This is a genomic window from Streptomyces sp. NPDC023573, from assembly GCF_055559735.1.
The window spans coordinates 894,791-919,918 of record NZ_JBVHKB010000001.1; the positions used below are offsets into that span (position 1 = coordinate 894,791).

General features: G+C 69.5%; 20 protein-coding genes and 1 tRNA gene. 1 reads left to right on the forward strand and 20 read right to left on the reverse strand.

The genetic code is table 11. The annotated features are described in order from the left end of the window. The 15 genes from ACZ32T_RS04060 to ACZ32T_RS04130 form a co-directional block, all read right to left on the reverse strand. Positions 1–223: hypothetical protein (locus ACZ32T_RS04060; RefSeq protein ID WP_467365214.1), on the reverse strand; the 223-nt coding region annotated here is incomplete at its 3' end. A gap of 228 nt (positions 224–451) precedes the next feature. Further along, positions 452–1,231 (reverse strand): TIGR03936 family radical SAM-associated protein, encoded by a 780-nt coding sequence (locus ACZ32T_RS04065; RefSeq protein WP_467262657.1) that lies wholly within the window; start codon positions 1,229–1,231, stop codon positions 452–454. Between the two features lie 122 nt (positions 1,232–1,353). Next, positions 1,354–2,487 (reverse strand): hypothetical protein, encoded by a 1,134-nt coding sequence (locus ACZ32T_RS04070; RefSeq protein WP_467365216.1) that lies wholly within the window; start codon positions 2,485–2,487, stop codon positions 1,354–1,356. 50 nt (positions 2,488–2,537) lie between these two features. Beyond that, entirely contained in the window at positions 2,538–3,437 is a 900-nt protein-coding gene (locus tag ACZ32T_RS04075; protein ID WP_467365218.1) for an SdiA-regulated/phytase-like domain-containing protein, read from the reverse strand. 247 nt (positions 3,438–3,684) lie between these two features. Continuing rightward, complete coding sequence (locus tag ACZ32T_RS04080; protein ID WP_467262661.1) at positions 3,685–5,610, reverse strand: TIGR03960 family B12-binding radical SAM protein; 1,926 nt, start codon at positions 5,608–5,610, stop codon at positions 3,685–3,687. A gap of 50 nt (positions 5,611–5,660) precedes the next feature. After that, a complete protein-coding gene (locus ACZ32T_RS04085) occupies positions 5,661–7,232 on the reverse strand; it encodes a CYTH and CHAD domain-containing protein (protein ID WP_467262662.1) in 1,572 nt (523 codons plus the stop codon). Between the two features lie 79 nt (positions 7,233–7,311). Then, the gene (gene rodA / locus ACZ32T_RS04090; protein WP_467262664.1) at positions 7,312–8,505 is read right to left on the reverse strand and encodes a rod shape-determining protein RodA; all 1,194 of its coding nucleotides are present in this window, start codon (positions 8,503–8,505) and stop codon (positions 7,312–7,314) included. Beyond that, complete coding sequence (mrdA, locus tag ACZ32T_RS04095; protein WP_467365219.1) at positions 8,505–10,679, reverse strand: penicillin-binding protein 2; 2,175 nt, start codon at positions 10,677–10,679, stop codon at positions 8,505–8,507. The genes rodA and mrdA overlap by 1 nt, the downstream gene beginning before the upstream one ends. 64 nt (positions 10,680–10,743) lie before the next feature. Then, positions 10,744–11,406, reverse strand: a complete 663-nt coding sequence (gene mreD, locus ACZ32T_RS04100) for a rod shape-determining protein MreD (protein ID WP_467262667.1) — start codon at positions 11,404–11,406, stop codon at positions 10,744–10,746. Between the two features lie 10 nt (positions 11,407–11,416). After that, positions 11,417–12,475, reverse strand: a complete 1,059-nt coding sequence (mreC, locus tag ACZ32T_RS04105; protein ID WP_467262668.1) for a rod shape-determining protein MreC — start codon at positions 12,473–12,475, stop codon at positions 11,417–11,419. A gap of 97 nt (positions 12,476–12,572) precedes the next feature. Beyond that, a complete protein-coding gene (locus tag ACZ32T_RS04110; RefSeq protein ID WP_015577137.1) occupies positions 12,573–13,592 on the reverse strand; it encodes a rod shape-determining protein in 1,020 nt (339 codons plus the stop codon). 293 nt (positions 13,593–13,885) lie between these two features. After that, a complete protein-coding gene (gene ndk / locus ACZ32T_RS04115; protein WP_014156293.1) occupies positions 13,886–14,299 on the reverse strand; it encodes a nucleoside-diphosphate kinase in 414 nt (137 codons plus the stop codon). A gap of 110 nt (positions 14,300–14,409) precedes the next feature. Continuing rightward, on the reverse strand, positions 14,410–14,772 hold the full coding sequence (locus ACZ32T_RS04120; protein WP_467262670.1) for a DUF4233 domain-containing protein: 363 nt from the start codon (positions 14,770–14,772) through the stop codon (positions 14,410–14,412). Between the two features lie 3 nt (positions 14,773–14,775). Further along, positions 14,776–16,299: a bifunctional tetrahydrofolate synthase/dihydrofolate synthase gene (gene folC / locus ACZ32T_RS04125; RefSeq protein ID WP_467262671.1), complete on the reverse strand. Its 1,524-nt coding sequence runs from the start codon at positions 16,297–16,299 to the stop codon at positions 14,776–14,778. Between the two features lie 123 nt (positions 16,300–16,422). Beyond that, a complete protein-coding gene (locus ACZ32T_RS04130) occupies positions 16,423–19,041 on the reverse strand; it encodes a valine--tRNA ligase (RefSeq protein ID WP_467365221.1) in 2,619 nt (872 codons plus the stop codon). Positions 19,042–19,178: 137 nt separating this feature from the next. Here ACZ32T_RS04130 and ACZ32T_RS04135 point away from each other — a divergent pair, with 137 nt between their 5' ends. Beyond that, positions 19,179–20,201: a hypothetical protein gene (locus tag ACZ32T_RS04135; protein ID WP_467365223.1), complete on the forward strand. Its 1,023-nt coding sequence runs from the start codon at positions 19,179–19,181 to the stop codon at positions 20,199–20,201. A gap of 72 nt (positions 20,202–20,273) precedes the next feature. On the opposite strand, the gene clpX is transcribed toward ACZ32T_RS04135, so the two are convergent. The 5 genes from clpX to ACZ32T_RS04160 all read right to left on the reverse strand — a co-directional run bounded on the left by clpX (position 20,274) and on the right by ACZ32T_RS04160 (position 25,003). Beyond that, positions 20,274–21,572 carry an ATP-dependent Clp protease ATP-binding subunit ClpX gene (gene clpX, locus ACZ32T_RS04140; protein WP_103516222.1) on the reverse strand — a complete coding sequence of 433 codons (1,299 nt, stop codon included), beginning with the start codon at positions 21,570–21,572 and terminating at the stop codon, positions 20,274–20,276. Between the two features lie 155 nt (positions 21,573–21,727). Then, entirely contained in the window at positions 21,728–22,411 is a 684-nt protein-coding gene (locus ACZ32T_RS04145; RefSeq protein WP_031091966.1) for an ATP-dependent Clp protease proteolytic subunit, read from the reverse strand. Between the two features lie 67 nt (positions 22,412–22,478). Continuing rightward, a complete protein-coding gene (locus tag ACZ32T_RS04150) occupies positions 22,479–23,084 on the reverse strand; it encodes an ATP-dependent Clp protease proteolytic subunit (RefSeq protein ID WP_031091967.1) in 606 nt (201 codons plus the stop codon). A gap of 285 nt (positions 23,085–23,369) precedes the next feature. After that, positions 23,370–24,776, reverse strand: a complete 1,407-nt coding sequence (gene tig / locus ACZ32T_RS04155; protein WP_467262676.1) for a trigger factor — start codon at positions 24,774–24,776, stop codon at positions 23,370–23,372. Between the two features lie 150 nt (positions 24,777–24,926). Further along, positions 24,927–25,003: transfer RNA gene (locus ACZ32T_RS04160), tRNA-Pro, on the reverse strand. Positions 25,004–25,128 lie beyond the last annotated feature (125 nt).

The following is a 25,128-nucleotide window of genomic DNA, read 5'->3' on the forward strand; positions in this document are numbered from 1 at the left end:
CGCGCGCGGGCGGTGCGGCCTCGGCGGCGGGCTCGGCGGAGGCGGCCGGTGCGGCCGGAGTGACGTCCTCGGCGGTGGACGCGCCCGGCGCGCCCGACGGCGGGCCGGCGGGCCGGGACGCCGCGCGGCGCCTGCGGCGCGGCGGCAGCTTGTCCCCGGGGGCGTTGTTGTCCTCCGTGTTCACGGGGTTTCCGGTGTTACCGGGTTCGTTCGGCTCGTGCATGCGGGCGGTTCTCCCGTCGCGCTCCCGGGCGCCACGCCTTGTTCCGGTCCGACGCGATTCGCGTGATGTGCGCGATACCGCCGTCCGGGGCGCGGGCGCCGCACGGGAGCTGATGTCTGGCTCGCCGGTTCCGTACGCGTACGCACGGCCTGGCGAAAGTCTTATGGGGCGGTGCGCGGCCCGACCCAGGTGGCTCCCGGGTCCGAGGGCTGCGCTACAACGACCGCCTTACGCGGAACCTGCACCTTCCGGCGCCGTCGCGGCGGCTGCCGGATCGGCCGTGGGAACGGCCGGGGCTGCCTCGCGGTCAGGCGCGAGCGGGTCGGTCACCGTGCCGGACTCCTCGTCGAAGAGCCCCTGCGCCAGCCTGGTCACCGCTGCGGGGACCGGCGGCTTCAGGTCGGCCACAGCTTGGAGACCGGACAGGACGTCGTCGGGTCGCACGGCAGGTGTCAAGTGCCGCACTACCAGCCGCAGTATCGCACAGGGCCTCTCCCCGGACCTATCAGGCTGTGGATCAAGGGCCTGAAGACCGGCGACCGCCGCACGGGCGTCGAAGGTCCGCATGCCGTTCTTCGCGCGGCGCTGGACCTCCACGGTCTCCGCGCCCAGGAATGCGGCGACGGCCTTCTCGGCGTCCTCGACGGTGACCCCGTCCAGCCGCATCTCCCATACGGAGGCGGTCAGCCGGTCCGCGAGGCCCGACGTACGGGCCTCCACCGCGTCGATGACGTCGAGGCCCTCGGGCATCGACGCGTCGAGCAGCCTGCGCAGTGTGTCCGGGTCCCGCGCCTCGGTGAGGGCGATCTCCAGGAACTCGGCCTCGCTGCCCGTGCCCGTGGGGGCGGCGTTGGCGTACGACACCTTCGGGTGCGGGGTGAAGCCGGCCGAGTAGGCCATCGGCACCTCGGAGCGGCGCAGCGCCCGCTCGAAGGCACGCTGGAAGTCTCTGTGGCTGGTGAACCGGAGGCGGCCCCGCTTGGTGTAGCGCAGTCGGATGCGCTGCACCGCCGGTGCGGGCGGCGGGCCTTCGGGCTGTCGCTTGCCCAGTGGTTCTTCTCCTCGGTGCGGGGCGGCCGCGGTGGCGTGCCGCCCACGAAGTACGGGGTGCCCCGGGGTGCCGCTCCGGCTCACCCCCGCTTGACGGTTTTGTCGGCAAGCAGGGAGATCTCTGGTGCGGGCGCCGCGCTGGGGACAGTCGTTGTCCTACCCAGGGTACGCGCAGCGGACCCTTCGAGTTCCCGCGCGTCCGTGACCTGCGGTGGTCCCACCAGGGCGCGCCACGCGTCCCTGCGGGCCGTGCGGAGGGTCGCGCGGGCCGAGGCGAGCGCGCCGCGGGCCGCGCGACCGGCCTCCAGAGCGGCCCGCTTGACGGGGGCCCAGGCGACGTCGCGCACGAAGTGCCCGACCGGCGTGCACACGGCACGGTAGACCCAGGTCACCGGCGCACCGACCAGGTGCCACGCCAGCCAGGCCAGGGCCCGGCCGACGGCGCGGGAGATGAACCCGGCGATCCGCCAGGCGACACCGAAGGCGGCCGCGACCTCCCGGCCCACGGGCGCGAGGATCCGGCGGTACACCCAGGCGATCGGCAGCACGAGCAGGGTCATGACCAGCCACACGACGGCGGTCCAGAGCCCCCGGCCGGCAGCGGCGATCCCCTTTCCGGCCATCAGGAGCGTCCACGCGATGCCCTGTCCCAGCGGGGTCAGCACGTGCCGGTGGATCCACACGAGCGGCAGCACGACCAGGTACGTGACCAGCCGGTCCACCGCGATACCGAGCGGCTTGAGGACGTACCGCCACACGCCGACGGCGGGCCACACCAGGAGGAAGGTGACGAGTCCGGTGACCGCCGGGACGAGCAGCTCGGCGTACACCCACCGCAGCCCGTGTCCGGCCGGGGTGAGTACGGCTCCGTAGAGCCACACCAGCGGGACGACGACCCCGTACCGGACGACCGGGACGACGACGTGGCGCCACAGGCCCACCCACGGCCATACGAGAAGGGCCACGGTCAGCCAGGCGAGCGCCCTTCCGACCGGGACGAGCACCTGGTCGTACAGCCACTCCAGCGCCCGTCCGAGGGGGCGCAGCAGCACCCGTTCCGCGAGACGGCCTCCCGCGACGAGAAGGTCCCAGAGCATCCGGACCGGCAGGACCAGGACGAGCACCACGATCCTCACGGGGATCCTGACGAGGGTCGTCAGGCAGCCTTCTCCGCCTTCGTACGGCGCGGGCGTGCGGTGCTTGTCGAGGTCCATGCCGTTAGGGACGCGAAGAGCCTCCCCAGGGTTTCCCGGCGGGGAAGAACTCAGCAGAGGGCCATGGCCCGCACGGACCCGCCGAGGTTCTCGTCGTCGGTGCCGAGGAGCGCGTCGGCCGACGCCGGCAGGCACTCCACCGCTTCGATCTTGTACCGGGGGAAGGTGCCGAGCACGGCCGGGGCGGTCGCGAGCGTGACCCGCACCGCGCCGCCGGCCGGGACGCCGATCCTGCCCGCTTCGCTCACCGCGGAGTCGAACGGGCCGTCGTCACCCGCGTCCGCGGCCGAACTCACGAGGATCCGGCCCGAGCCGGTCACCGTGATGTCGGAGATGTGACGGGTGCCGGCGTCGGCCGGGTGGGCCGCACGGTAGGCCCGGCTGGTCACGGCGCCGAACTGGGGCTGCCCCCACGAGGCGAAGGTGAGGGGCGCCGCGTACAGCGTGGCGGGTCGGCCGTCACCCGCTCCCCGGTCGGCCCACAGGGCGGCCAGTTTCCCGTTCCGTGCGACCAGCGCGAAGCTCTCGAAGTCGTCGCCCTCGCCGATCGACGGGAGCGGCGAGTGGTCGACGACCGTGGCGGTCGACCCGGTGACCTCCAGCCGGTAGAGGATGCCTCGGGCGGTGAGCGCCATATACTCCCCCGGCGTCCCCGGGATGCCCTCGATGGCTTCGAGGTCCACGGGCTCCGGTCCGTCCCAGATGACCGGGGAGATGTCGTCGGAGTCCGCCGTGTGGGTGATCCGGGAGATCCGCTGCTGCCCGGACCTCTTGTTGTCGTGCACGACGAGCGCGGTCACCCCGGTCCCGTCCCCGGTGGGACCTTCGTACGCGAGGCCGCTGACACCGCTGCGGACGTCGCCGCCGGTCCTGTGCCATGCGCCGTCCGCGCCGGCGGGGGCGGCGCCGAGCACGGTCAGCAGCGCGGTGGCCGCGGTGAGCCAGGCCATGGACTGCAACGTCGGGAGTTTCACCGGGTGCGCTCGCCTTCTCCGTAAGACCTTCTCCGTGGGGCCGGCGCACAAGCGCGCCGGACGTCAGGTTATTGATCTTGGTGAGCGTTCCCTGACACCGCTACGCCGTTCGCCGGAGCGCGACGGGCGGTCCGGAAGGGGGCGCGCTGCCCTGACAGCGGTCCGCCCCGCCCGGCGGAGGCCGGGCGGGGCGGGAACGGCTGTCACTCGTACGAGGGCGAAGTCACTTCACCACTGTGAGCGGCAGGAGCTTCTTGCCGGTGGGGCCGATCTGGATGTCCAGGTCGAGCTGCGGGCACACGCCGCAGTCGAAGCAGGGCGTCCAGCGGCAGTCCTCGACCTCGGTCTCGTCGAGGGAGTCCTGCCAGTCCTCCCAGAGCCAGTCCTTGTCGAGACCGGAGTCCAGGTGGTCCCAGGGCAGGACCTCCTCGTACGTCCGCTCACGGGTGGTGTACCAGTCGACGTCGACGCCGAAGGCCGGGAGCGCCTTCTCCGCGCTCCTCATCCAGAGGTCGTAGCTGAAGTGCTCGCGCCAGCCGTCGAAGCGGCCGCCGGCCTCGTAGACCTCGCGGATGACCGCACCGACCCGGCGGTCACCGCGGGAGAGCAGGCCCTCGACGATGCCGGGCTTGCCGTCGTGGTAGCGGAAGCCGATGGAACGGCCGTACTTCTTGTCGTCGCGGATCTTGTCCCGGAGCTTCTTCAGCCGGGCGTCGGTGGCCTCGGCGCTGAGCTGCGGGGCCCACTGGAAGGGGGTGTGCGGCTTGGGCACGAAGCCGCCGATGGAGACGGTGCAGCGGATGTCGTTCTGTCCGGAGACCTCACGGCCCTTGGCGATGACGTTGACCGCCATGTCGCCGATCTGGAGGACGTCCTCGTCGGTCTCGGTGGGCAGGCCGCACATGAAGTACAGCTTCACCTGGCGCCAGCCGTTGCCGTACGCGGTGGCGACCGTGCGGATCAGGTCCTCTTCCGAGACCATCTTGTTGATGACCTTGCGCATGCGCTCGGAGCCGCCCTCGGGGGCGAAGGTGAGGCCGGACCTGCGGCCGTTGCGGGTCAGCTCGTTGGCCAGGTCCACGTTGAACGCGTCGACGCGCGTGGAGGGCAGCGAGAGCCCGATCTTGTCGTCCGTGTAGCGGTCGGCGAGACCCTTGGCGATGTCACCGATCTCGCTGTGGTCCGCGGAGGAGAGCGACAGGAGGCCGACCTCCTCGAAGCCGGTGGCCTTGAGCCCCTTCTCCACCATCTCGCCGATGCCGGTGATGCTTCGCTCCCGCACGGGGCGCGTGATCATGCCGGCCTGGCAGAAACGGCAGCCGCGGGTGCAGCCGCGGAAGATCTCCACGGACATCCGCTCGTGCACGGTCTCGGCGAGGGGGACGAGCGGCTGCTTGGGATACGGCCATTCGTCGAGGTCCATGACGGTGTGCTTGGAGACACGCCACGGCACGCCCGACTTGTTGGGCACGACGCGGCCGATACGGCCGTCGGGGAGGTACTCGACGTCGTAGAAGCCGGGGACGTAGACGCCGCCCGTCCTCGCGAGACGGAACAGCACCTCCTCGCGGCCTCCGGGCCGGCCCTCGGCCTTCCAGGCGCGGATGATCTCGGTGATCTCCAGGACGGCCTGCTCGCCGTCGCCGATGACCGCGCAGTCGATGAAGTCCGCGATCGGCTCGGGGTTGAACGCGGCGTGGCCGCCCGCCAGCACGATCGGGTGGTCGACGGTGCGGTCCTTGGACTCCAGCGGGATGCCCGCGAGGTCCAGGGCCGTGAGCATGTTGGTGTAGCCGAGCTCGGTGGAGAAGCTGAGACCGAACACGTCGAAGGCGCCGACGGGGCGGTGGCTGTCCACGGTGAACTGGGGCACCTCGTGCTCGCGCATCAGCTCCTCGAGGTCGGGCCACACGCTGTACGTGCGCTCGGCGAGGACGCCCTCGCGCTCGTTGAGCACCTCGTACAGGATCATGACGCCCTGGTTGGGCAGCCCGACCTCGTAGGCGTCCGGGTACATGAGTGCCCAGCGGACGTCGCATTCGTCCCACGGTTTGACGGTGGAGTTCAGCTCACCGCCGACATACTGAATGGGCTTCTGCACATGCGGGAGCAGAGCTTCGAGCTGTGGGAAGACCGACTCGGCAGACATCTGAGGACCTTCGTAGCTGGCAGGGGTGACCATCAAGCGTAACCCGGTGCTCAGCCTTTCAACGCCGCGCGCAGTTTCGGACGGGACGCGCGCGCCCAGACCCCGGGCAGCTCGCGTTCCCGTGCCGCCGCGGCGGCCTCCTCCTGCCCGTACAGAAGGCCCCAGGTGAAGGCGGACTCCCCCGCGCCGTGGGCCTGGACCGCCAGGGTGCGCAGGGCCTCCCTGGCCACGACGCTGTCCTGGTGGTCGCCGAGGACCGACTGCACGGACTTCATCCGTTCGGCGAACTTCTTGGCCGGCTTGCCCAGCGCCGGCCTGGCGGCCTCCGCGGCGTACCGGACGCGTTTGGCGGCCTTGCGCGCTTCGTGCATGGCCACGTCGCGTTCCGTCCCGGGCTGCTGGTCCAGGGCGTGCCCGACGCGGGTGGCGAGGCGTTCGTAGTCCTTGAGCACGGCGCGGGGCAGGACGTCCCGCGGCGGCCGCGCGGCTCCGGGGAGCAGGGGCGGCCCGGCGAGGAGGGCGTCCAGGGAGTCCAGCAGGGCCAGGTAGCGCTCCGTGTCGAGCACGGAGGCGACCCGTCGCCGTGAACCGGTGCGCCTGGCGACGGAGGTGAGGGTCAGCCGGGCGCTCACGGGCCCCAGGAGGAGGGTGTCGGGCAGCCCGGCGACGTCGGAGCGGAGCCGTTCGCCGAGGACTTCCTCGTCACGGTCGACCCCGAGCTCTGCGGCGAGCCACTTCAGCTCGGCGCGGAGGGGATCGGTGACAGTCCGGTCGAGCACCTTGCGGTGCGTCCTGAAGGCGCTTCGCAGCCGGCGGGTGGCGACCCGCATGCGGTGCACGCTGTCGGGCAGGCCGCGGCGTACGGCGGGGTCCAGCTCGACGAGGGCCGTGACCTGGCGGCGTACGTAGGCGAGCACATGGTCGCCCGCGGTCCGCGGGGAATTCGCCTTGGCCTTCTCCTTGGTCTTCGCCTTCGCCTTCTCCTTGGCCTTCGTCTTCTTCGCCGGCGGCTTCCCCGGAGCGGTCTCGGCCAGCGCCCTGGCCAGCTTGGACGGTGCCGCCGAGGGCCGCACACCTGCCTTGCGCAGCCGCCGCTCGACGGCGTCCAGGAGGGCGGGGTCGGCGTCGTCGGCCAGCTCGACCTCCAGCTCGGTCCACGCCGCCGTGGTGCCGTGCCCGTCCTCGGTGAGCCGCTCCGCGAGGACCTCGTCGACGCTCAGCTCGGCGAGCAGGGCTCCGTCCTCGTCGAGGAGGTGGTGGACGTCCCGGGCGGAGAAGATCCGGACGACGGGGGTCACCGCCGCGTTCCGCACCCGGGAGCGGAGCAGCTCGCCGAGCTCGGGCGGCAGGGAGTCGGTGAGCGGGGCCCGGATCTCGTCACGGACGCCGGCGGAGACGGGGAGCTTGAGGTGCCACCCGGCGTCGTCCCCGCCTGTTCTGCGGCGCAGCGTCAGCGCGTCCGAGGCCAGCCGGAGGTCCTCGGTGTCGTAGTAGACGGCGTCCAGTTCGCTGAGTCCCCGGTGGACGACCGCGGAGACCCCGGCCGCACGGGTCAGGTCGGGCAGCCCGGTCTCCGGAGGTGCTTCGTACTTCCGCTCGATCTCACGCTTCGAGTCCGCCATATGACGAACCTATCCGCGATGCCCCGGGATATGCAGGACGGAGCCGGGCCGACCGGCCGGTGCCGGACGGCCCGTCCGCTCAGGCCGACATCGGCCGCTGCACCTTGATCGACTGGAGCAGTCCTACGGCCACCCAGACGGCGAACATCGACGAGCCCCCGTAGGACACGAACGGCAGCGGGAGACCGGCCACCGGCATGATCCCGAGCGTCATCCCGATGTTCTCGAAGGACTGGAAGGCGAACCAGGCGATGATGCCGGCGGCCACGATCGTCCCGTACAGCTCGGTCGTTCCGCGGGCGATGCGGCAGGCGCGCCACAGGACGACGCCGAGCAGGACGATGATCAGACCGGCTCCGAGGAAGCCGAGTTCCTCGCCCGCGACGGTGAAGACGAAGTCGGTCTGCTGCTCGGGGACGAACTGGCCCGTCGTCTGCGAGCCGTTGAAGAGCCCGGTGCCGGTGAGTCCGCCGGAGCCGATCGCGATGCGCGCCTGGTTGGTGTTGTAGCCGACGCCGGCCGGGTCGAGCGCCGGGTTGGCGAAGGCCGCGAAACGGGCGATCTGGTAGTCGTCCAGGACACCTAGCTGCCAGACGGCCACCGCCCCCGCCGCGCCCGCGCCGAGGAGCCCGAAGACCCAGCGGTTGGACGCGCCGGAGGCGAGGAGCACGCCGAGCACGATGACGGCCATGACCATCACGGAGCCGAGGTCGGGCATCAGCATGACGACGGCCATCGGGACCAGCGCCAGGCCGAGGGCCTTGGCGACGGTCCGGTGGTCCGGGTGGAGCTGGTCGCCCGCGTCGACCCGGGCGGCGAGCAGCATCGCCATGCCCAGGATGATCGTGATCTTGGTGAACTCCGAGGGCTGGAGCGAGAAGCCGCCGGGCAGCAGGATCCAGGCGTGCGCGCCGTTGACGGTCGCGCCCAGGGGGGTGAGGACCGCGAGGACGAGCAGGACCGACAGCCCGTAGAGGACCGGCACCGCTCCCCGCAGGGTGCGGTGCCCGAGCCAGATCGTGCCGATCATCAGCGCGAGGCCGATGCCGGTGTTGAGCGCGTGCCGGAAGAGGAAGTAGTAGGGATCGCCGTGCGTGAGTGACTCGCGGTTACGGGTCGCCGACCAGACCAGCAGCGAGCCGACGAAGGACAGCGCGAGGGCCGATCCGAGCAGGGGCCAGTCCAGCCGCCGCACGACGGAGTCGCGGGCGGTGAGCCTGGCCCAGACGGAGCGGTCCTCGGGGCCGTAGCGCGAGACTGAGAAACCTGCCATCAGTCGCGCCTCCCGACGGTCGCGGGCAGGGCGCCCGCGAGCGCCTGGGTGCCGTCGTCGACGGGCGCGGGGGTGTACGGCCTGATCTTGGGCGACTCGATCTGGCCGTCCGGCTTGATCTTGGGCAGGGTCTTCTGGGGCGTGGGCAGCAGCGCCTTCTTGATGTCCTGCTTGCCACTCGGGTCGAGTCCGTACAGCGCGTTGTAGATGTTGCGCACGGCGGGGCCGGAGGCGCCGGAGCCCGTACCACCCTGGGAGATCGTCATGACGATCGTGTAGTCCTTGGTGTACGAGGCGAACCAGGAGGTCGTCTGCTTGCCGTGGACCTCCGCCGTGCCCGTCTTGGCGTGCATCGGGATCTTGTCCTGGGGCCATCCTCCGAAGCGCCAGGCGGCGCTGCCCCGGGTCGCGACACCCGCGAGGGCTGCGTCTATCTTGTCGCGCGTGTCTCCCGTGAAGGGCAGCTTGCCGTGGGCCCGGGGCGCGATCTCCTGGACGTCCTTGCCGTCGCCGCTGACGACCGCCTTGCCGACGGTCGGGTCGTACAGGGTGCCGCCGTTGGAGATCGCGGCGTAGATGGTCGCCATCTGGATCGGGGTGACGAGCGTGTCGCCCTGGCCGATCGAGTAGTTGACGGAGTCACCGGCGCGCATCTTGTTGCCCTCGATGCAGCCTTCGTACGCGATCTTCTCGACGTACGTGCCGTCCTTCTTGCCCTGCTTGCACCAGGCCGCCTTGTTGGCGTCGTAGAAGTCCTGCTTCCACTGGCGGTCGGGGACACGGCCGGCGACCTCGTTGGGGAGGTCGATGCCGGTCTCCTTGCCGAGCCCGAACTGGTGGGCCGTCCTGTAGAACCAGTCCGCCGGCTTCTTCTTCGGCTTGTTGCCGCCGTCCTTCGCCCACTCCTTGTGGGCCAGGCCGTAGTAGACGGTGTCGCAGGAGACCTCGAGGGCGCGCCCGAGGTTGATGCTGCCGTAGCCCTGGGACTCGAAGTTCTTGAAGACCTGGCCGCCGATGGAGTACGAGCTCGGGCAGGGGTAGTTCCCGTCGAAGTCGTATCCGGCGTTGACCGCGGCGGTCGAGGAGATGACCTTGAAGATCGACCCGGGTGCGGCGGTGCCCTGGATGGCCCGGTTCAGCAGCGGGAAGTTGGACTTCTTCCCGGTGAGCTTCGCGTAGTCCTTGGCGGAGATGCCGCCGATCCAGGCGTTGGGGTCGTATGTCGGCAGGGACGCCATGGACACGATGCGGCCGGTCTTGGACTCCATGACCACGACGGCACCGGAGTCCGCCTTGTACAGCTCGTTGGTGTTGCGGTCCATCTCCTTGCGGGCCGTCTCCATCGCGTTGTTGAGCTCGTACTCGGCTACGGCCTGGACCCGGGCGTCGATGGAGGTGACGACGCTGGAACCGGGCTGGGCCTCGTCGTTCTGCGCCTCGCCGATGACGCGGCCGAGGTTGTCGACCTCGTAGCGGGTGACGCCGGCCTTGCCGCGCAGTTCCTTGTCGTAGGTGCGCTCCAGGCCGGAGCGGCCGACCTGGTCGGAGCGGAGGTAGGGCGAGTCGGTGTCCTGCGCCTTGGTGACCTCTTCGTCGGTGACGGGCGAGAGGTAGCCGAGGACCTGGGCGGTGTTGGCCTTGCCGGGCGCGGCGTAGCGGCGTACGGCGGTGGGTTCGGCCGTGATGCCGGGGAAGTCCTCCGCGCGCTCACGGATCGTGAGGGCCTGCTGGGTGGTGGCCTCGTCGGTGACGGGGATCGGCTGGTAGGGCGAGCCGTTCCAGCAGGGCTGCGGGGTCTTGGCGTCGCAGAGCCGGACCTTGTCCTGGACGTCCTTGGGCTTCATGTCGAGGACGCCGGCCAGCCGGGTGAGGACGGCGACGCCGTCGTCCTTCATCTTCATCAGCTCGGTGCGGCTGGCGGAGACGACGAGTCGGGTCTCGTTGTCGGCGAGGGGGACACCGCGGGCGTCGAGGATGGCACCACGGACGGCGGGCTGCACGACCTGCTGGACGTGGTTGTTCTTGGCCTCGTCGGTGTACTCCTGCCCGTTGCGGATCTGGAGGTACCAGAGCCGGCCGCCGAGCGTCAGGAGCAGGGAGAAGACGAGGACCTGGATGACGACGAGGCGGATCTGGACCCGCTGGGTCCGGCCCGTCTCCGGGATGTTGGTCACGAGGTCCCCCCGGTGCTGGTGGGTCGGCCGGGGATACGGGGGTCGCCCCCGGGAGAAGACGGCCTCACAGTCGCTTGACCCCCTTGATCCTTCCTGCGCGTGCGGCGCGGCTGCGGGCGGCCCGCAGGCGCATTCCGTTCCGCTGACTGCCGATCCGCAGCCCGGTGCCGGTGGCAAGCCAGCCCGCGGCGACGTCACCGCTGCCGGAACTGTCGGCGACCGGGTCGTTCTCGGTGCGTCTGGCGAGCGCCATGATCAGCGGAACGGTGAACGGCGCCAGCAGCAGGTCGTACACCACGGCGGTGAACAGCAGGCTGCCCAGGCCCACATGACGGGCCGCCGTGTCGCCGACGAGCGCGCCGACACCGGCGTACAGCAGGGTCGATCCGAGCGCCGCGGCGACGACGAAGGCCATCGGGGCGAACGCCGACTTGAGCTGGCCCTTCTCGGGGCGGGCCATTCCGGCGAGGTAGCCGATGACACAGAGCACCAGGGCGTAGCGCCCGGCGGCGTGGTCGGCGGGCGGCGCCAGGTCCGCGAGGAGGCCCGCGCCGAAGCCGATGAGGGCGCCGCTGACCGGTCCGTACACGAAGGCGAGTCCGAGGACGACGAGGAGCAGCAGGTCGGGGGTGGCCCCGGGCAGTTGCAGGCGGGCGAGGACGGAGACCTGGATGACGAGGGCGACCACGACCAGGGCGACGGAGAGCAGGATCCTGTTCAAGCGCATGACGTCAGCTCTATTCCTGCTCGTTCGCCGTGTCACCGGCGGCCGTACCGGCGTCGCCGGGGGCGTCCGGGGACGCGCCCGGTGAGGCGGAGGCGTCGGGTTTCTCGTTGACGTTCCCGACGACCTTTCCGCTGCCGTCGACGAGGTCGCCGTTCGGCTGGACGGTGACGGTGACGGTCGGGGTGGGCTTGGGCTTCTCCGGCTTCTTGGGCTGCGCGGGCAGAACCATGTCGCGGGGGTCCTCGCGGGGCGCCTGGACGACGATGCCCACGACGTCGAGCTTGGTGAAGCCGACGTACGGGCGGACGAAGACGGTCCGGGTGAGGTCTCCGCCGGACGGGTCGACGCGGACCACCTCGCCGACCGGCACGCCGGGGACGAAGGGCTTGTCCTTGCTGGACCCGAAGGTGACCAGCCGGTCGCCCTTCTTCACGTCGGCCTTGCCGTTGAGGAACTGGACCGACAGCGGCCGGGATCCCTGGCCGGTGGCGAAACCGAGCTCGTCGGTCTTCTCCATCCGGGTGCCGACGGTGAAGTCCGGGTCGTTGGCCAGCAGGACGGTCGCGGTGTTCGGGCCGACGGTGGTGACCCGGCCGACGAGCCCTTCGCCGTTGAGTACGGTCATGTCGCGCTTCAGGCCGTCGTTCGCCCCCGCGTCGATGGTGATGGTCCAGGAGAAGCCCTGGGCCGCTCCTATGGCGATGACCTGGGCGGCCTTGATGCCGTACTGGCCGGCTCCGGCGGTCTTCAGCATGCTGTCGAGCTGGCGGACCTTGCTGGTGTTGCGGTCGTCGCTGCCGAGCCTCGTCTTCAGCGCGGCGTTCTCGTGCTCCAGGGCCGCGATCCGGTCGTGCCGGTCACCGGAGTCCCGTACGGCGCCGATGGCGTTGCCCACCGGGTCCACCGCCGCCGAGACGCCGTTCTCGACCGGACCGAAGACCGTGGCGGCGGCCTGCCGTGCTCCGTCCACCGGCGACTCCTCGCCACCGCGGATATCCACCGTGATCAGGGCGAATGCGATGGCGATCAGCAGCACCAGGAGCAGCCGGCTCTCTCGTGTGTCCCTCACGTGCGGCGGCCGTGCCTTCCTCGTCGGAATGTTCGTGCCTGTATACCAACGTTCCGCCGTACGGGACGGCAGTGCCCGTACGGCGGAACAGCGTGTTCTACCGTCGGGGCTGGGCGTCCAGCACCTGCTGGAGTGCCTCGAACTCCTCGACGCACTTGCCGGACCCGAGAGCCACGGAGTCCAGCGGGTCCTCGGCGATGTGGATCGGCATGCCCGTCTCGTGGCGCAGCCGCTCGTCGAGCCCGCGCAGCAGCGCGCCGCCGCCGGTGAGGACGATGCCGCGGTCCATGACGTCGCCCGAGAGCTCCGGCGGGCACTTGTCGAGCGTCGTCTTCACGGCGTCGACGATCGCGTTGACCGGTTCCTCGATGGCCTTGCGGACCTCGGTCGCGGAGATGACGACGGTCTTGGGCAGGCCCGAGACCAGGTCGCGTCCGCGGATCTCGGTGTGTTCGTCCTTCTCCATCTCGAAGGCCGAGCCGATGGTGATCTTGATCTGTTCGGCGGTGCGCTCACCGAGGAGGAGGGAGTACTCCTTCTTGACGTGCTGGATGATCGCGTTGTCCAGTTCGTCCCCGGCGACCCGGATGGACTGGGCGGTGACGATTCCGCCGAGCGAGATCACCGCGACCTCGGTGGTACCGCCACCGATGTCGACGACCATGTTGCCGGTGGCCTCGTGGACCGGCAGCCCGGAGCCGATGGCCGCGGCCATGGGCTCCTCGATGATGTGCACCTGGCGCGCGCCGGCCTGCGTCGACGCCTCGATGACGGCGCGTCGCTCGACCCCTGTGATGCCGGAGGGCACACAGACGACGACCCGCGGACGGGCCAGGTAACGGCGCTTGTGGATCTTGAGGATGAAGTAGCGGAGCATGCGCTCCGTGATCTCGAAGTCGGCGATCACGCCGTCCTTCAGGGGCCGCACGGCGACGATGTTGCCCGGTGTGCGGCCGATCATCTTCTTTGCCTCGGAGCCGACCGCCAGGATTCCGCCGGTGTTGGTGTTGATGGCCACGACGGACGGCTCGTTCAGGACGATGCCGCGCCCCCTGACGTACACCAGCGTGTTGGCAGTCCCGAGGTCGATAGCCATGTCACGGCCGATGAACGACATTGAGTTCCCCTTGTTCCCCATGAGGATGCGTCGGGCCTTCCCAAGAAGCGAAGAATGGCTTGTTTTGAGTAGGCGAGGGTTGGCGCTGCGGGCGTGGAAGCTTCCATCGTAGTGCCGTATGCACGGACACAGCGCGAGGGTCCTTCGCCATGGCGAGCGGAACGGCTGCCCGTTCCACCCATGGTGACGTTACGTCGGAGGGATGCGTTCCCGCGATACGGGACCCTATGCCGAAGGGCGACCGAATTACTTCGGTCGCCCCAGGTCATGAGCGCTGTTTGGCGGAGCCGAAGTCAGGAAAGCCCGGGAAAGAAGAGCTTGAGTTCTCGCTCTGCGGACTCCTCGGAGTCCGAGGCGTGGATGAGGTTCTCCCGGGTGATCGTGCCGAAGTCACCACGGATCGAGCCGGGCGCGGCGGCGATCGGGTCGGTGGGTCCGGCCAGGGCACGGACGCCTTCGATCACCCGCTCGCCTTCGGCCACCAGAGCGACGACGGGGCCGGAGGCCATGAACTCGACGAGCGGCTCGTAGAACGGACGGCCCTTGTGCTCGCCGTAGTGCTGCTCCAGGGTCTCCTGGTCGAGCGTGCGCAGCTCCAGCGCGGTGATCGTCCAGCCGGCTTTGCGTTCGATGCGGCCGACGATCTCGCCGATCAGCCCACGCCGTACGGCGTCGGGCTTGAGAAGGACGAGGGTGCGCTGAGTCATGTACGGCTCCTTGGGGACTTCCGGTGCGGGTGAGGGCGAGATTACAGGGGTACGCGAACGGCCCTACGGCCGGGTTTACCCCGCGTCGTCCTCGGGGCCGCGCGCGTGGGTCAGGCCGGAGCCTGTGTGCTCGCCTCGGCCTCGGCCTGGGCCGCCCAGCGCGCCTTGGCCTCGTCGATCCTGCGGCCGTAGTGCACGGAGGCCCACCACAGGGCACCGAAGATCACCCCGAGGATGAACATCATCGGGATGAAGAAACCGCTCAGCACCAGCGCGATCTGGAGCGCCCAGCCCAGCTGCACACCACCGGGACGGGTGATCACACCGCAGAGCAGGACGGACAGCAGCATGCCGATGCCGCAGACCGTCCAGACCGTGCCCATGGACATGCCGTCGGACTTCATCGCCACGAGTCCGGCGAAGCCGATGACGAAGAACTCACCGATCAGCGTCGATGCACAGAGCGTACGCACAGGTCAGCGCCTTCCCAGGAGCAGCCGGGCCTCGCCGACCGTGATCACGGATCCGGTCACCAGGACTCCGGCGCCCGCGTATTCGGCCTCTTCCTCGGCGAGGGTGATCGCCGCCTCCAGCGCATCGTCGAGGCGGGGTTCCACCTGGACGCGCTCGTGGCCGAACACCTCGACGGCGACGGCTGCCAGGGCGTCCGCGTCCATGGCGCGCGGGCTGGAGTTCTGCGTGACGACGATCTCGGCGAAGATCGGCTCGAAGGCTTCGAGGAGCCCCCGGACGTCCTTGCCGTCGCTGGCGCCCACGACCCCGATCAGCCGGGAGAAGCTGAACGCCTCGGAGACTCCCTCGGCGGCGGCGAGTGCGCCGGCCGGGTTGTGCGCGGCGTCCAGGACGACGGTGGGACTGGACCGGACGACCTCCAGGCGGCCCGGCGAGAGCACCGAGAGGAAGGCCTTGCGGACCGCTTCCGCGTCGAGGCTGCGGGCCTGCTCCGCCCCGATGCCGAAGAACGCCTCGACAGCGGCGAGCGCCACCGCCGCGTTGTGCGCCTGGTGCGCCCCGTAGAGCGGCAGGAAGATGTTGTCGTACTCGCCGCCCAGGCCCCGCAGGGTCAGCAGCTGGCCGCCGACCGCGATCTCGCGGGAGACGATGCCGAACTCCATGCCCTCGCGGGCGACCGTGGCATCCACCTCGACGGCCTTCTTCAGCATGACCTGCGCCGCGTCGACCGGCTGCTGGGCCAGGATCACCGTCGCGTCCTGCTTGATGACGCCGGCCTTCTCACCCGCGATCTCCGCGGGCGTGGTGCCGAGGCGGTCGGTGTGGTCGAGCGAGATGGGGGTGACGACGGCGACCGAGGAGTCGATGACGTTCGTCGCGTCCCAGGTGCCGCCCATGCCGACCTCGACGACCGCGACGTCGACCGGCGCGTCGGCGAAGGCCGCGTACGCCATGCCCGTGAGCACCTCGAAGAACGAGAGCCGGTAGGGCTGCTGGGCGTCGACCATCTCGACGTACGGCTTGATGTCGTTGTACGTCTCGATGAAGCGTTCCGCGTCGATCGGGGCGCCGTCCAGGCTGATGCGCTCGGTGATCGACTGGACGTGCGGGGAGGTGTAGCGGCCGGTGCGGAGCTCGAAGGCGCTCAGGAGGGCCTCGATCATGCGGGCCGTGCTGGTCTTGCCGTTGGTCCCCGTGATGTGGATCGAGGGGTAGGCGCGCTGGGGCTCGCCCAGCACGTCCATCAGGGCCGCGATCCGGGTCACCGAGGGTTCGAGCTTGGTCTCGCCCCAGCGTCCGGCGAGCTCCTGCTCCACCTCGCGCAGCGCCCGGTCGGTCTCGGGATCGGCGGGGCGGTCGGGGACCGCCTCGCCCTGCGGCGGACCCGACTGGGTGCGCAGCGTCCGGCTCCCGGCCTCGATCACCGCCAGGTCGGGGTCGCGCTGGGTCTCTTCGTCGACGATCTCCGCGAAGGTGTCGTCGGGGTCGGACGCGTCGTGCCGGTCTGAAGGGCGGGGCTCACTCACAGGGCCAGTCTACGGATGGCCACGGACATCGCGCGCAGCGCCCGCTGCGGCGCCGGCCCCGGGTACGGCGAAGCCCCCGCGCTCCCGGTCGGTCGGGGGCGCGGGGGCTCCGGTCCCAGGTCATCAGCCCTTCGGCAGATTCGCCAGCTGGGCGGTGATCCTCTCGATGTCGGCCTCGGCCTTGGCGAGCCGGAGCCGGATCTTGTCGACCACGTTGTCGGGGGCCTTGGCGAGGAAGGCCTCGTTGCCGAGCTTGGCGTTCGCCTGGACGACCTCCTTCTTGGCGGCCTCCAGGTCCTTGGTGAGGCGCTTGCGCTCGGCGGCGACGTCGATCGTGCCGGAGAGGTCGAGGGCGACCGTGGCACCGGCGACGGGGAGCGAGGCGGTGGCGTGGAAGCCGTCGCCGGCCGGCTGGAGGCGCAGCAGCTGCCGGATGGCGGCCTCGTGGGGCGCCAGGGCGGTGCCGTCCAGGGTGAGCGCGGCGGGGACCTTCTGGCCGGGCTGCAGGCCTTGGTCGGAGCGGAACCTGCGGACCTCGGTGACGACCTGCTGGACGAGCTCGATCTCCTGCTCGGCCTCCTGGTCGCGGAAGCCCGAGTCCTTCGGCCAGTCGGCGACGACGAGGGACTCGCCGCCGGTGAGGGTCGTCCAGAGCGTGTCGGTGACGAAGGGGACGACCGGGTGCAGCAGGCGCAGGGTGACGTCGAGGACCTCGCCCAGGACGCGCGCGGAGACCTTGGCCTGCTCGCCCTCGGCGAAGAACGTCGTCTTGGACAGCTCGACGTACCAGTCGAAGACCTCGTCCCACGCGAAGTGGAAAAGGGCGTCGGCCAGCTTGGCGAACTGGTAGTCGTCGTAGAGCGCGTCGACCTGGGCGACGACCGTGTTGAGCCGGGAGAGGATCCAGCGGTCGGTGGCGGTCATCTGCTCGGGGGCCGGCAGGGCCCCCTCGACCGTCGCGCCGTTCATCAGCGCGAAGCGGGTGGCGTTCCAGATCTTGTTGGCGAAGTTGCGGGAGCCCTGGACCCAGTCCTCGCCGATCGGGACGTCGACGCCGGGGTTGGCACCGCGGGCCAGGGTGAAGCGGACGGCGTCGGAGCCGTACTTGTCCATCCAGTCCAGCGGGTTGACGACGTTGCCCTTGGACTTCGACATCTTCTTGCCGGTCTCGTCGCGGACCATGCCGTGGAAGGCGATGGTGCGGAACGGGACGTCGCCCATGGCGTACAGGCCGAACATCATCATCCTGGCGACCCAGAAGAACATCAGGTCGTAACCGGTGACCAGGACGGAGTTCGGATAGAACTTCTCCAGCGACTCGGTCTGCTCCGGCCAGCCCATGGTGGAGAACGGCCACAGTCCGGAGGAGAACCAGGTGTCGAGGACGTCGGTGTCCTGGTGCCAGCCCTCGCCGGTGGGCGCCTCGTCGTTCGGGCCGACGCAGACCATCTCGCCGTTCGGGCCGTGCCAGACGGGAATGCGGTGGCCCCACCACAGCTGGCGCGAGATGCACCAGTCGTTGAGGTTGTCGACCCAGTCGAAGTAGCGCGGGGTCAGGTCGGCGGGGTGGATGTTGACGCGGCCGTCACGGACGGCGTCGCCCGCCGTCCTGGCGAGCGTCTCGACCTTGACCCACCACTGCATCGACAGGCGCGGCTCCAGCGTCGTCTTGCAGCGGGAGCAGTGGCCGACGGAGTGGACGTACGGGCGCTTCTCGGCGACGATCCGGCCGTCGGCCCGCAGGGCGGCGACGATCGCGGACCGGGCCTCGAAGCGGTCCAGGCCCTGGAAGGGGCCGGGGGTGATGATGATGCCGCGCTCGTCGAGGACCTGGATGGTCTCCAGGTCGTGGCGCCGGCCGATGGCGAAGTCGTTCGGGTCGTGCGCGGGGGTGACCTTGACGGCGCCGGTACCGAACTCGGGGTCGACGTGGGTGTCTGCGACGACCGGGATGGTGCGGTTCGTGAGCGGCAGCCTGATCTGCTTGCCGATGAGGCGGGCGTAGCGCTCGTCGTCGGGGTGGACGGCGACGGCGGTGTCACCGAGCATCGTCTCCGCGCGGGTGGTGGCGACGACGATGGTCTCGTCACCGTCGCCGTACTTCATGGAGACGAGCTCGCCGTCGTCGTCCTGGTAGTCCACCTCGATGTCGGAGATGGCCGTCAGACAGCGCGGGCACCAGTTGATGATGCGCTCGGCGCGGTAGATCAGGCCGTCGTCGTACATCCGCTTGAAAATGGTCTGGACGGCCGTGGACAGGCCCTCGTCCATGGTGAAGCGCTCGCGGTCCCAGGCGACGCCGTCGCCGAGACGGCGCATCTGGCCGGAGATCTGACCGCCGGACTCCTCCTTCCACTGCCAGACGCGCTCGACGAACGCCTCGCGGCCCAGGTCGTGGCGGGACTTGCCGTCCTTGGCGAGCTCGCGCTCGACGACGTTCTGGGTGGCGATGCCGGCGTGGTCCATGCCGGGCTGCCACAGCGTCTCGTAACCCTGCATGCGCTTGCGGCGGGTGAGGGCGTCGATCAGCGTGTGTTCGAAGGCGTGGCCCAGGTGGAGGCTGCCGGTGACGTTCGGCGGGGGGATGACGACGGTGTACGCGGGCTTGTCGCTCTTCGCGTCGGCCGTGAAGTAACCGCGTTCTACCCAGCGCTCGTACAGCGGCCCCTCTACATCGGCCGGCGCGTACTGGGTCGGCAGTTCGGGGGTGCTGGCTGGCTGCTGCGCTGCGTTCTCGGTCACGCCACACAGTTTAGGGGCGTCACAGTCATGCACTGAAACCGGTTTGTTCAGTAACGGTGTACGTCCGGATGCCCTATGTGAGCGCCGCTTCCGTCAGGATGTTCGGAACGCATAAGCATTCTGGAGGGGACAGCGCAATGAGCTACAACCAGCCGGGCCCGTACGGCGGGCAGCCGCCGCAGGGCCAGCCCGGACCGTACGGCCAGCAGCCGGGCCCGTACGGGCAGCAGCCCGGCCCGTACGGCGGCCCCCCGCCGCAGGGTCCTCCGCAGGGCCAGCCGCAGGGCCGGCCCGGCTACGGCTACCCGCAGCAGGCCCCCCAGGGCGTCCCGCCGCAGCAGCAGCCCCCACAGGGCTACGGCTACCCCCAGGGCCAGCAGCCGGGCCCGTACGGCCAGCAGCCGCCCGCTCCCCCGTACGGTGGCCAGCAGGCGTACCCCGGCATGCCTCCGCAGCCGGGCGCCCCGAAGAAGAAGACGGGCCTGATCATCGGCGCGGCCGTGGTGGCGCTGGCGGTCGTGGCGGGCGGGGTGTACTTCCTGACGTCGGGCGGCGGCAGCGGCGATGTGGCGGACTCCACCAAGGGGTACAAGCTGACGCCCCCCGCCTCGGTGGACACGTACAAGAAGAACGAATCGAAGAGCTCGTCCTCGGACACTCCGTCGAGCAAGGAGAAGACCGAGGCGGAGGCCCTGGGCATCAAGGACCCGCACAAGGCCGAGGCCCAGTACATGAGCGGCGACATGGAGAAGAACCCGCTCACGACCAAGATGCTCATGTTCTACGGCAACTGGGGTGACGTCAGCGACCCCGCGAAGGCCCTCGACGGCATGTTCACACAGGCCAAGATGGGTATGGCCGAGAGCGACGACGCCACGACCTCCCTGGTGGGCAGCCCCAAGGAAGTCACACCCTCCGGTTTCGAGGGCGCGCTGATGAAGTGCCAGGACATGAAGGTCGTCAACGACGAGGCCGACGGCACCGTGGCGAACGGGCCCAAGGAAATGGTCATGCCCGTCTGCATCTGGGCCGACTACAGCACCGTCGGCGCGGTCATCGGCGTCGACATCGGCGCGGCCATGACCAACAAGTCCATGACGCAGGACGAGGTGGCGACCCTCGCCGCCAAGCTCTACAACACCTCCCGCACCAAGGTCTGACCCCGCACAGCGCGAAGGGGCGCCCGGCCACCGGCCGGGCGCCCCTTCGCGTGCGCGTCGTTGTCGCTGCCGCTACGCGGACTTCTCGTGGCGGCCGCCGTCGTTCTTTCCGATCGTGCGCGGTTCGCGCGGGACCAGTGTCGGGTTGACGTTGTTGCGGACGACGTCCGGGGTGATGACCACGCGGGCCACGTCCTTGCGGGACGGGACCTCGTACATCACGGACTGGAGGACCTCTTCCATGATGGCGCGCAGACCGCGCGCGCCCGTCTGGCGGAGGATCGCCTGGTCGGCGATGGCTTCGAGGGCCTCGCGCTCGAAGTCCAGCTCGACACCGTCGAGTTCGAACAGACGTTGGTACTGCTTCACCAGCGCGTTACGCGGCTCGACCAGGATCTGGAGCAGTGCCTCGCGGTCCAGGTTGTGGACCGAGGTCAGCACGGGGAGGCGGCCGATGAACTCGGGGATCATCCCGAACTTCACCAGGTCCTCCGGCATGACCTCCTGGAACTGGTCGCTCGCCTGGATCTCCAGCTTGGAGCGGATCGTGGCCCCGAAGCCGATGCCCTTGGCGCCGGCCCGCGACTCGATGATCTTCTCCAGGCCCGAGAAGGCACCGCCCACGATGAACAGCACGTTCGTCGTGTCGATCTGGATGAACTCCTGGTGCGGGTGCTTCCGTCCGCCCTGCGGCGGCACGGAGGCGGTGGTGCCCTCCAGGATCTTCAGCAGGGCCTGCTGGACGCCCTCACCGGATACGTCGCGCGTGATCGACGGGTTCTCGCTCTTGCGGGCGACCTTGTCGATCTCGTCGATGTAGATGATGCCGGTCTCGGCCTTCTTGACGTCGTAGTCAGCGGCCTGGATCAGCTTCAGCAGAATGTTCTCGACGTCCTCACCGACATAGCCGGCCTCCGTCAGCGCCGTCGCGTCCGCGATGGCGAACGGGACGTTGAGCATGCGGGCCAGCGTCTGCGCGAGGAGCGTCTTGCCCGAGCCCGTGGGGCCCAGCAGCAGGATGTTGGACTTGGCGAGCTCGATCGCGTCGTCACGATTCGCGCCGCCGCCGTTCTCCCCGGCCTGGACCCGCTTGTAGTGGTTGTACACAGCGACCGAGAGGGCCTTCTTCGCGGGCTCCTGCCCGACGACGTACCCCTCGAGGAACTCGTAGATCTCGCGCGGCTTGGGGAGCTCCTCCCACCGCACCTCGGAGGTCTCTGCGAGCTCCTCCTCGATGATCTCGTTGCAGAGATCGATGCACTCGTCGCAGATGTACACACCGGGTCCCGCGATGAGCTTCTTCACCTGCTTCTGGCTCTTTCCGCAGAACGAGCACTTGAGCAGGTCGCCGCCATCACCGATGCGTGCCACGAGGTGCTTCCCCTTCGCCTGGGAGCAGCCTGGTTCAGCGGCTCCTGGTGCCTCTATCCGACGGTACCTTGCCTGGCCCCCCGTTCGGGCCCCCCTTGGCACGGTTCACACGGCGGTGGCCGTGCAACGGAATGTGCCAAGGGGAAAGACCGACGTCAGACGGACGCGCCTGCGGTGGTCTTACGGGTGGAGACAATCTGGTCCACCAGACCGTACGCGAGTGCGTCGTCGGCGGTAAGGATCTTGTCGCGCTCGATGTCCTCGCTGATCTTCTCCAGCGGGGTGGTGGAGTGCTTCGCCAGCATCTCCTCGAGCTGGGTGCGCATCCGCAGGATCTCGTTGGCCGCGATCTCCAGGTCGGAGAGCTGCTCACGGCCGGTCTGCGAGGACGGCTGGTGGATCAGCACACGGGCGTGCGGGAGCGCCATGCGCTTGCCCGGGGTGCCCGCCGCCAGCAGGACGGCGGCGGCGGAGGCCGCCTGGCCCATGCAGACCGTCTGGATGTCCGGCTTCACGAACTGCATCGTGTCGTAGATCGCGGTGAGCGCGGTGAACGAGCCGCCGGGGCTGTTGATGTAGATCGAGATGTCGCGGTCCGGGTCCATCGACTCCAGGCACAGCAGCTGCGCCATGACGTCGTTGGCCGAGGCGTCGTCGATCTGCACACCGAGGAAGATCACGCGCTCCTCGAAGAGCTTCGCGTACGGGTCGTACTCACGCACACCCTGCGAGGTGCGCTCCACGAAGCGCGGGACGACGTAGCGGTTGTCCACCTGCGGGCCGGTGTAGAGGCCGCTCGCGGAGGCGCCGGAGAAGTTGTTCATGTGGGTGTTCACCATCCTGGTGGCGTATCTGTGGGCTGGAGGTCTCGGCGTACGAGAGGGTGCGGGGTGGTGCACGCCCGGATCAGGCTCCGGTGCCGCCGCCGCCCGGGATGCCCGACGCGACCGAGATGATCTCGTCGATGAGGCCGTAGTCCTTGGCCTCCTCGGCGGTGTACCAGCGGTCGCGGTCGCCGTCGCGGATGATCGTCTCCACGGTCTGACCGGAGTGGTGCGCGGTGATCTCGGCCATCCGCGTCTTCGTACGGAGCAGGTACTGCGCCTGAATCTTGATGTCCGAGGCCGTACCGCCGATGCCGGCCGAACCCTGGTGCATGAGGATGTCGGTGTTCGGGAGCGCGAAGCGCTTGCCCGCCGTGCCGCCGGTGAGCAGGAACTGGCCCATGGAGGCCGCCATGCCCATACCGATGGTGACCACGTCGTTCGGGATGTACTGCATGGTGTCGTAGACCGCCATGCCGGCCGTCACCGAACCGCCGGGGCTGTTGATGTAGAGGTAGATGTCCTTGTCGGGTTCCGCGGCAAGGAGCAGAAGCTGTGCGGTGATCTTGTTGGCGATGTCATCGTCGACCTGCTGACCGAGGAAGATGATGCGCTCGCCGAGCAGTCGGCTGTAGACCTGGTCACCGAGGCCTCCACCGAGGGACGGCTCTCCGGCGGCGTAGGGCATCAGATTCGTCACGTATCCACCTGCTCGTCTCTGACGGCTCCGGCCGTCTCAGCGTCTTCGTACCGGGTGGGCCGGGACTACCCGACCCTTCCTCTTCATGGACCCTAACGCGCAGGTGGGACAACGCCATCCCGCTTCCCCAACTGTTCGCTGGGAGCGCAAGGTAAGCAGTCCGCACAAGGGTTCCAGGGCGGTTCCGCCGGGCGCGGGCCGATACGGCGACGGGCCCCGGACTGATTCGTCCGGGGCCCGTCGTGCGGATCAGATCAACGAGCGGAGCGGGGCTCAGGCCTCGTTCTTCTCGTCCTTCTTCCCGTCGGCCGGCTCGGTGGTCTCCTCGGCGGCCTCGACCGTCTCGGTGGCCTCGTCCGCCGCGTCCTCTTCGTCCTCGAGCTCGACGACCTCACCGTTGGTGTCGACGACCTTGGCGGCCTCGACCACGACGGCCAGCGCCTTGCCGCGGGCGACCTCGCCGACGAGCATCGGCACCTGGCCGCCTTCGACGACGGCCTGGGCGAACTGGTCGGGGCTCATGCCGGAGGACTGCGCGCGCCGCATGAGGTGCTCGGTGAGCTCCTCCTGGTTGACGTTCAGCTTCTCCTTGTTGACGAGCTCGTCAAGGATGAACTGGGTCTTGATGCCCTTGACGGCCTGCTCGGAGGTCTCGTTCTCGAACTCCTCCAGGGTCTTGCCCTGGATCTCGAGGTACTTCTCCAGGTCGAGACCCATCTGGCCCAGCTGGTGGTGCTCGAGGTTGTGCTTGCGGGTCTGGACCTCGTCCGCGAGAAGCTTCTCGGGGATCGGGACCTCGGCCAGCTTCAGCAGCTCCTCGAGGACGCGCTCCTGGGCCTGGGTGGCCTGGTCGTACTGCTTGGTGCTCTCGAGGCGCTTGCGGCTGTCCTCGCGGAGCTCGGCGAGCGTGTCGAACTCGCTCGCCATCTGCGCGAAGTCGTCGTCCAGCTCGGGCAGTTCGCGCGAGGCGACGGCGGTGACCTTGACGGTGACCTCCGCTTCCTTGCCCTCGGCGGAGCCGCCCTTCAGCTCGGAGGTGAAGGTGGCCTCGCCACCGGCCTCCAGGCCGGTCACGGCCTCGTCGATGCCTTCGAGGAGCTCGCCGGAGCCGATGGTGTACGAGACACCGGCGGCCACGCCGTCCTCCAGGACCTCTCCGTCGACCTTGGCCTCGAGGTCGATCGTGACGACGTCGCCCTCGGCCGCGGCGCGCTCGACCGGGTTGGTCGAGGCGAAGCGCTCACGGAGCTGCTCCACGGCCTTGTCGACGTCCTCGTCGCTGACTTCGAGTGCGTCCACGGTGACCTCGATGCCGGAGTAGTCCGGGATCTCGATCTCGGGACGGACATCCACCTCGGCGGTGAAGGCCAGCAGCTCGCCATCCTTGAGTTCGGTGATGTCAACCTCGGGCTGGCCCAGAACGTTGAGCTCACCCTCGTTGACAGCCTCGGTGTAGAACTTCGGAAGGGCGTCGTTGACGGCCTCCTCCAGCACAGCACCACGGCCGAACCGCTGGTCGATGACGCGGTTGGGGATCTTGCCCTTACGGAAGCCCTTCACCGTGACCTGCTGGTTGATCTTCTTGTACGCCGCGTCGAGGCTGTCCTTGAGCTCCTCGAAGGGCACCTCGATGCTGAGCCGAACCCGAGTCGGGTTCAGGGTCTCCACGGCGCTCTTCACGGTTCGGTCTCCTTGGTGGCTGACTTCTTGGGGTTCTGCTGGGCCGCCGAGAGGCGGCTTCGCGGATCGAGCCCGGTACATCAGACACACGGGCACGCAATTTGCATAGTAACGGCAAGCGGGAGGACTCCCACAATGCGATCTTGCTGGTGGTCGGGGTGGCCGGATTCGAACCGACGACCTTCCGCTCCCAAAGCGGACGCGCTACCAAGCTGCGCCACACCCCGTCGGTGCGACACGTAGGGTACATGCAGAAGGACACCGCGCAGGCCGCTTCGCGCAGTCACCCCCGGGTGCGTCACGGGGGGCATGCCGATACGGGTGTGCGCGCACCTTCCCCGACCCGCTACGA